This is a genomic window from Pseudomonas sp. Sample_9 (assembly GCF_004307535.1).
In the GTDB taxonomy this organism is placed as follows: Bacteria; Pseudomonadota; Gammaproteobacteria; order Pseudomonadales; family Pseudomonadaceae; genus Aquipseudomonas; species Aquipseudomonas mercuritolerans.
Map to the genome: position 1 here is coordinate 1 of NZ_RAZO01000283.1, position 6337 is coordinate 6337.

General features: G+C 60.3%; 6 protein-coding genes. All 6 read left to right on the top strand.

Annotation, left to right across the window (positions count from 1 at the left end):
- Positions 1-85 precede the first annotated feature (85 nt).
- The 6 genes from D6877_RS15490 (at position 86) to D6877_RS15515 (ending at position 6335) form a co-directional block, all read left to right on the top strand.
- Positions 86-1381, top strand: coding sequence for an OprD family porin (locus tag D6877_RS15490; protein ID WP_024013340.1), 1296 nt, complete (start codon positions 86-88; stop codon positions 1379-1381).
- A 273-nt stretch (positions 1382-1654) separates the two neighbouring features.
- On the top strand, positions 1655-2479 hold the full coding sequence (locus D6877_RS15495; protein ID WP_122700616.1) for an NAD(P)-dependent oxidoreductase: 825 nt from the start codon (positions 1655-1657) through the stop codon (positions 2477-2479).
- 43 nt (positions 2480-2522) lie between these two features.
- Positions 2523-3416: an SMP-30/gluconolactonase/LRE family protein gene (locus D6877_RS15500; protein ID WP_130911357.1), complete on the top strand. Its 894-nt coding sequence runs from the start codon at positions 2523-2525 to the stop codon at positions 3414-3416.
- A gap of 61 nt (positions 3417-3477) precedes the next feature.
- Positions 3478-4452 (top strand): TRAP transporter substrate-binding protein, encoded by a 975-nt coding sequence (locus D6877_RS15505; RefSeq protein ID WP_130911358.1) that lies wholly within the window; start codon positions 3478-3480, stop codon positions 4450-4452.
- Between the two features lie 75 nt (positions 4453-4527).
- On the top strand, positions 4528-5055 hold the full coding sequence (locus D6877_RS15510) for a TRAP transporter small permease (RefSeq protein WP_016775190.1): 528 nt from the start codon (positions 4528-4530) through the stop codon (positions 5053-5055).
- Positions 5055-6335, top strand: coding sequence for a TRAP transporter large permease (locus tag D6877_RS15515; RefSeq protein ID WP_016775191.1), 1281 nt, complete (start codon positions 5055-5057; stop codon positions 6333-6335). Before D6877_RS15510 ends, D6877_RS15515 begins: the two co-directional genes overlap by 1 nt.
- Positions 6336-6337: the final 2 nt, after the last annotated feature.

Below are 6337 nucleotides of genomic sequence, written 5' to 3' on the forward strand. Positions count from 1 at the left end.
GTAAATCTGGGAAATATCCGCATCGATGTTGTACGACGACGTATGACAAATAATAAAAACAACAAACGATCCAGGGAGCGTCACAGTGAGCCCACTCGCCCGCAATTCCGTCCGCCCGTCACGTTTTGCCCATTTCAAACCGCGTTCGACCCTCAGCCTGATCGGTTGCAGCAGCCTCGCTCTGGCCCTGCCGATGAGCGCCGATGCCGAAGGCTTTCTTGACGACAGCAAAGCCACGCTGAACCTGCGCAACGCCTACTTCAACCGCAACTTCGTCAACCCGGCCAATCCGCAGGGCAAGGCTGAAGAATGGACGCAGAACTTCATTCTCGACGCCAAATCCGGCTTCACCCAGGGCACCGTCGGCTTCGGCCTCGACATCCTTGGCATGTACTCGCAAAAGCTCGATGGTGGCAAAGGCACTGGCGGTACGCAGTTGTTGCCGATCCACGATGACGGGCGCCCCGCCGATAACTTCGGCCGTCTCGGCGTGGCGCTGAAAGCCAAAGTCTCGAAGACCGAATTGAAGGTTGGTGAATGGATGCCGGTGCTGCCGATCCTGCGCTCCGACGATGGCCGCTCCCTGCCGCAGACCTTTCGCGGCGGCCAGATCACGTCCACCGAGATCAACGGCCTGACCGTCTACGGCGGCCAGTTCCGTGGCAACAGCCCGCGCAACGATGCGAGCATGGAAGACATGTCGATGAACGGCCGCGGTGCATTCACCTCCGATCGATTCAACTTCGGCGGCGGTGAATACAGCTTCAACGAGAAACGCACGATGGTCGGCGTGTGGTACGCCGAACTCACTGACATCTACCAGCAGCAGTATTTCAACCTCAGCCACAGCCAGCCGATGGGCGACTGGACGCTGGGCGCCAACCTCGGTTTTTTCACAGGCAAGGAAGACGGCAGCGCTCAGGCCGGCGACCTCGACAACAAGACCGCGTTCGCCCTGCTCTCGGCCAAGTATGGCGGCAACACCTTCTACGTCGGCCTGCAGAAACTCACCGGCGACGATGCCTGGATGCGCGTCAACGGCACCAGCGGCGGCACCCTGGCCAACGACAGTTACAACGCCAGTTATGACAACGCCAAAGAGCGCTCCTGGCAGGTGCGTCACGACTACAACTTCGTTGCCCTGGGCGTGCCTGGTCTGACCCTGATGAACCGCTACATCAGCGGCGATAACGTGCACACCGCCACCACCAATGACGGCAAGGAGTGGGGCCGCGAATCGGAGCTGGCCTACACCGTGCAGAGCGGCCCGCTGAAGAACCTCAACGTGAAATGGCGCAACGCGACCATTCGCCGGGACTTCAGCACCAATGAATTCGACGAGAACCGGATCTTTATCAGCTATCCGATTTCGTTGTTGTAAGGGTTGGCGGTTTGCCCTGTGGGAGCGAGCCTGCTCGCGAAAGCGCCGGACCAGTCGACTTGTGCTGACTGGCACAGCGCATTCGCGAGCAGGCTCGCTCCCACAAGGGGATTGCATTGCAAGGCAGGTATCGGGTCTTGAGAAAATGAATCGGGCCCTTCCGTCATCTACACCAAAAGTCGCGTTGACAAGATCCGGAAACCCTACCGATACTTCAGCGCAGTCATACGACAACCTACAACAAACCTAATAACAATGTGTTCAGGGATTGCCATGACGTCTACCTCTACCCCCCGCGCTCCTTTCAACCGCCTGCTGCTGACCGGTGCCGCCGGCGGCCTGGGCAAAGTGTTGCGCGAACGCCTGCGCCCTTACGCCAATGTGCTGCGCCTGTCCGACATCGCCGCCCTCGCCCCGGCCGTCGATGAACACGAAGAAGTCGTGCTCTGCGACCTCGCCGACAAGCAAGCCGTGCATCAACTGGTCGAAGGCGTCGATGCGATCCTGCATTTCGGCGGCGTTTCGGTCGAGCGCCCGTTCGAAGAAATCCTCGGCGCCAACATCAGCGGCGTGTTCCACATTTACGAAGCGGCGCGCAAGCACGGTGTGAAGCGGGTGATCTTCGCCAGTTCCAACCACGTCATCGGTTTCTACAAACAGGACCAACAGCTCGACGCCACTTCGGCGCGTCGTCCCGATGGTTACTACGGCTTGTCCAAGTCCTACGGCGAGGACATGGCCAGTTTCTACTTCGATCGCTACGGCATCGAAACCGTCAGCATCCGCATCGGCTCCTCGTTCCCCGAACCGCAGAACCGCCGGATGATGCACACCTGGCTGAGCTTCGACGATCTCACGCAACTGCTCGAACGCTCGCTGTACACCCCGAACGTCGGCCACACCGTGGTCTACGGCATGTCCGCCAACAAAGACGTCTGGTGGGACAACCGCTACGCCAGCCATCTCGGTTTCGAAGCCAAGGACACCTCGGAAATCTTCCGCGACAAGGTCGAAGCGCAACCGATGCCAGCCGACGATGACCCGGCGCGGATCTACCAGGGCGGCGCTTTCGTCGCAGCAGGCCCGTTCGGCGACTGACCGTTCGACTTGATCCCCTCCAATAAAAACCATGGGAATGAGTATGCAAGCCGAATTGATCGTCGACGCCCGCAACGCGGTCGGTGAAAGCCCGGTCTGGGTGCCGCAGGAAAACGCTCTGTACTGGGTCGATATTCCCAACGGCGGGCTGCAACGCTGGAGCGCTGACACCGGGCATGTTGCCTCGTGGAAGGCCCCGGAAATGCTCGCCTGCATCACCCGCCACCGCAGTGGTGGCTGGGTCGCCGGTATGGAAAGCGGTTTCTTTCGCCTGCACCCGCACAGCGACGGCAGCCTCGACAGTGAGCTGCTCGCCACCGTAGAGCACAGCCGCGCGGACATGCGCCTCAACGACGGTCGCTGTGATCGCCAAGGGCGTTTCTGGGCGGGCAGCATGGTGCTGAACATGGGCCTGAACGCGCCCGAAGGCCGACTCTATCGCTACGGCGCCGGGCAGACGGGCGTGATCGAAGCGCAGCTGGATGGCTTCATCGTGCCCAACGGCCTCGCTTTCAGCCCTGACGGCAAGACCATGTACCTGTCGGATTCGCACCCCAATGTGCAACTGATCTGGGCCTTCGATTACGACACCGAGACCGGCACGCCATCGAATCGCCGAATCTTCGTCGACATGAATCATTTCCCCGGCCGCCCCGATGGCGCTGCCGTTGATGCCGAAGGCTGCTACTGGATCTGCGCCAACGACGCCGGCCTGATTCACCGCTTCGCCCCGGACGGCCGGCTGGATTTCTCGCTGGAAGTACCGGTGAAGAAACCGACCATGTGCGCTTTCGGCGGCAGCAACCTGGACACCTTGTTTGTCGCCTCGATTCGCCCCGGCGATGACCACGACCCGCAATCCCTGGCCGGCGGCGTGTTCGCCCTGAAGCCAGGCGTCAAAGGCCTCGCCGAACCTGAATTCAACGATCTGCTTTAGACCTTCTGCTGCACCGCTGCGCCTTGAACACAAAAATAACAAGACTGGAGACTCACCCCCCATGAACTTCAAACGCACCTTGCTCGCCGCTGCACTCCCGCTGATGTTCACCTTTGCCGGTGCCGCTCAGGCGGAAATGAAACTCAAATTTGCCGACATTCACCCCGCCGGTTACCCAACCGTGGTGGCTGAAAAATCCATGGGCGACACCCTGACCAAGGAAACCAACGGCGAACTGACCTTCCAATACTTCCCGGGCGGTGTGCTCGGCTCCGAGAAGGAAGTCATCGAGCAGATGCAGGTCGGCGCGGTGCAGCTGTCGCGCGTCAGCCTGGGTATCGTCGGCCCTGTGGTGCCGGATGTGAACGTGTTCAACATGCCGTTCATCTTCCGCGACCAGCAACACATGCGTAACGTCATCGACGGCCCGGTGGGCGATGAGATTCTCGACAAGATCACCAACTCCGAATTCGGCCTGGTGGCCCTGGCCTGGATGGACGGCGGCACGCGCAACATCTACACCAAGAAACCGGTGCGCAAGCTCGAAGACCTCAAGGGCATGAAGATCCGCGTACAAGGCAACCCGATGTTCATCGACATGATGAACGCCATGGGCGGTAACGGCATCGCCATGGACACCGGGGAAATCTTCAGCGCCCTCCAGACCGGCGTGATCGACGGCGCGGAAAACAACCCGCCGACCCTGCTCGAACACAACCACTTCCAGAACGCCAAGTTCTACAGCCTGACCGGTCACCTGATCCTGCCGGAGCCGATCGTGATGTCGAAAATCACTTGGGAAAAACTCACTCCGGATCAACAGCAACTGGTGAAAAAAGCCGCCAAGGCTGCCCAGGCTGAAGAGCGCGTACTGTGGGACAAGAAGTCCGCTGCCAGTGAAGAAAAACTCAAGGCCGCTGGCGTCGAGTTCATCACCGTTGACAAAAAACCCTTCTACGACGCCACCGCACCGGTACGGGAAAAGTACGGCGCGAAGTACGCCGACCTGATCAAAAAGATCGAAGCCGTTCAGTAACGCCTCCCGCTCTGTACTCATGAAAAAGGCCCGGCGCGCCAGCGGTTCAGGCGCGCCCGGTTACGGTGGAACCCGATGAAGAATCTGCTGCTGCGTATCAACGACAAGATCTACATGACGTGCATCTGGGTCGCCGGCCTCTCCGTCCTGGCGATTTCCCTGATGATTCCCTGGGGCGTCTTCGCCCGCTACGTGCTCGGCACCGGTTCGAGCTGGCCTGAGCCAACGGCGATCCTGCTGATGATGGTGTTCACCTTCATCGGCGCCGCCGCCAGTTACCGTGCCGGTGCGCACATGGCCGTGGCCATGCTCACCGACCGCATGCCACCGCAGCTGAAATCCGCAGCGGCGATTTTTTCGCAACTGCTGATGGCGGCCATCTGCATCTTCATGACCATCTGGGGCACCAAGCTGTGCATGTCCACCTGGAATCAGTTCATGGCGGCCCTGCCCGATCTGCGCGTTGGCGTGACCTACTTGCCGATCCCCCTGGGCGGCTTGCTGACGCTGATTTTTGTCGTGGAAAAACTCTTGCTCGGTGACCAGAGCAAACGTCGGGTCGTGCAGTTCGACCTGGTTGAAGAAAGTGAAGGTGCCGTTTAATGGACGCTCTGATCCTGCTGGGCAGTTTTATCGTATTGATCCTGATCGGCATGCCGGTCGCTTACGCGTTGGGCGCCGCTGCGCTGATCGGCGCTTGGTGGATCGACATTCCCTTCCAGGCGGTGATGATCCAGGTCGCCTCGGGGGTGAACAAATTCTCGCTGCTGGCCATTCCGTTCTTCGTCCTCGCCGGCGCGATCATGGCCGAGGGCGGCATGTCCCGGCGGTTGGTGGCATGTGCCGGGGTGCTGGTAGGTTTCGTCCGTGGTGGTCTGTCGCTGGTCAACATCGTTGCCTCGACGTTCTTCGGCGCGATCTCCGGTTCGTCAGTGGCCGACACCGCGTCGGTGGGTTCGGTGCTGATTCCGGAGATGGAGCGCAAGGGTTATCCGCGCGACTTCTCTACCGCTGTGACCGTCAGCGGTTCGGTGCAAGCCCTGCTGACCCCGCCAAGTCATAACTCAGTGCTCTACTCGCTGGCCGCTGGCGGTACGGTGTCGATCGCTTCGCTGTTCATGGCCGGCATCGTCCCGGGCCTGCTGATGAGCGCCTGCCTGATGGTGCTGTGCCTGATCTTCGCGAAAAAGCGCAACTATCCCAAGGGCGAAGTGATTCCGATGCGCCAGGCGCTGAAGATCGTCGGCGAAGCTCTGTGGGGCATGATGGCGATGGTGATCATCCTCGGCGGCATTCTCTCGGGGATTTTCACCGCCACTGAATCGGCGGCCATCGCGGTGCTGTGGTCATTCTTCGTGACCATGTTCATCTACCGCGATTACAAATGGAGCGAGTTGCCCAAGCTGATGCACCGCACGGTGCGCACCATCTCCATCGTGATGATCCTGATCGGTTTCGCCGCCAGCTTCGGCTACATCATGACCCTGATGCAGATCCCGGCGAAAATCACCACGCTGTTCCTGACCCTGTCGGACAACCGCTACGTGATCCTGATGTGCATCAACGTCATGCTGCTGTTGCTCGGCACGGTGATGGACATGGCGCCGCTGATCCTGATCCTGACGCCGATCCTGATGCCAGTGATCATGGGCATCGGTGTCGATCCGGTGCAGTTCGGCATGATCATGCTGGTGAACCTGGGGATCGGATTGATAACACCGCCCGTGGGGGCCGTGCTCTTCGTCGGCTCGGCGGTGGGCAAGGTCAGTATCGAAAGCACCGTAAAAGCGCTGCTGCCGTTCTATGGCGTGCTGTTCCTGGTGCTGCTGCTGGTGACCTACGTTCCGGCGATTTCGCTGTGGCTGCCGCACCTGGTGTTGTAACC

Bases quoted from the DNA above. Each gene is read 5' to 3' on its own strand.
- D6877_RS15505 (WP_130911358.1), top strand. From the start codon at position 3,478: ATGAACTTCAAACGCACCTTGCTCGCCGCTGCACTCCCGCTGATGTTC.
- D6877_RS15495 (WP_122700616.1), top strand. From the start codon at position 1,655: ATGACGTCTACCTCTACCCCCCGCGCTCCTTTCAACCGCCTGCTGCTG.
- D6877_RS15510 (WP_016775190.1), top strand. From the start codon at position 4,528: ATGAAGAATCTGCTGCTGCGTATCAACGACAAGATCTACATGACGTGC.
- D6877_RS15500 (WP_130911357.1), top strand. From the start codon at position 2,523: ATGCAAGCCGAATTGATCGTCGACGCCCGCAACGCGGTCGGTGAAAGC.
- D6877_RS15515 (WP_016775191.1), top strand. From the start codon at position 5,055: ATGGACGCTCTGATCCTGCTGGGCAGTTTTATCGTATTGATCCTGATC.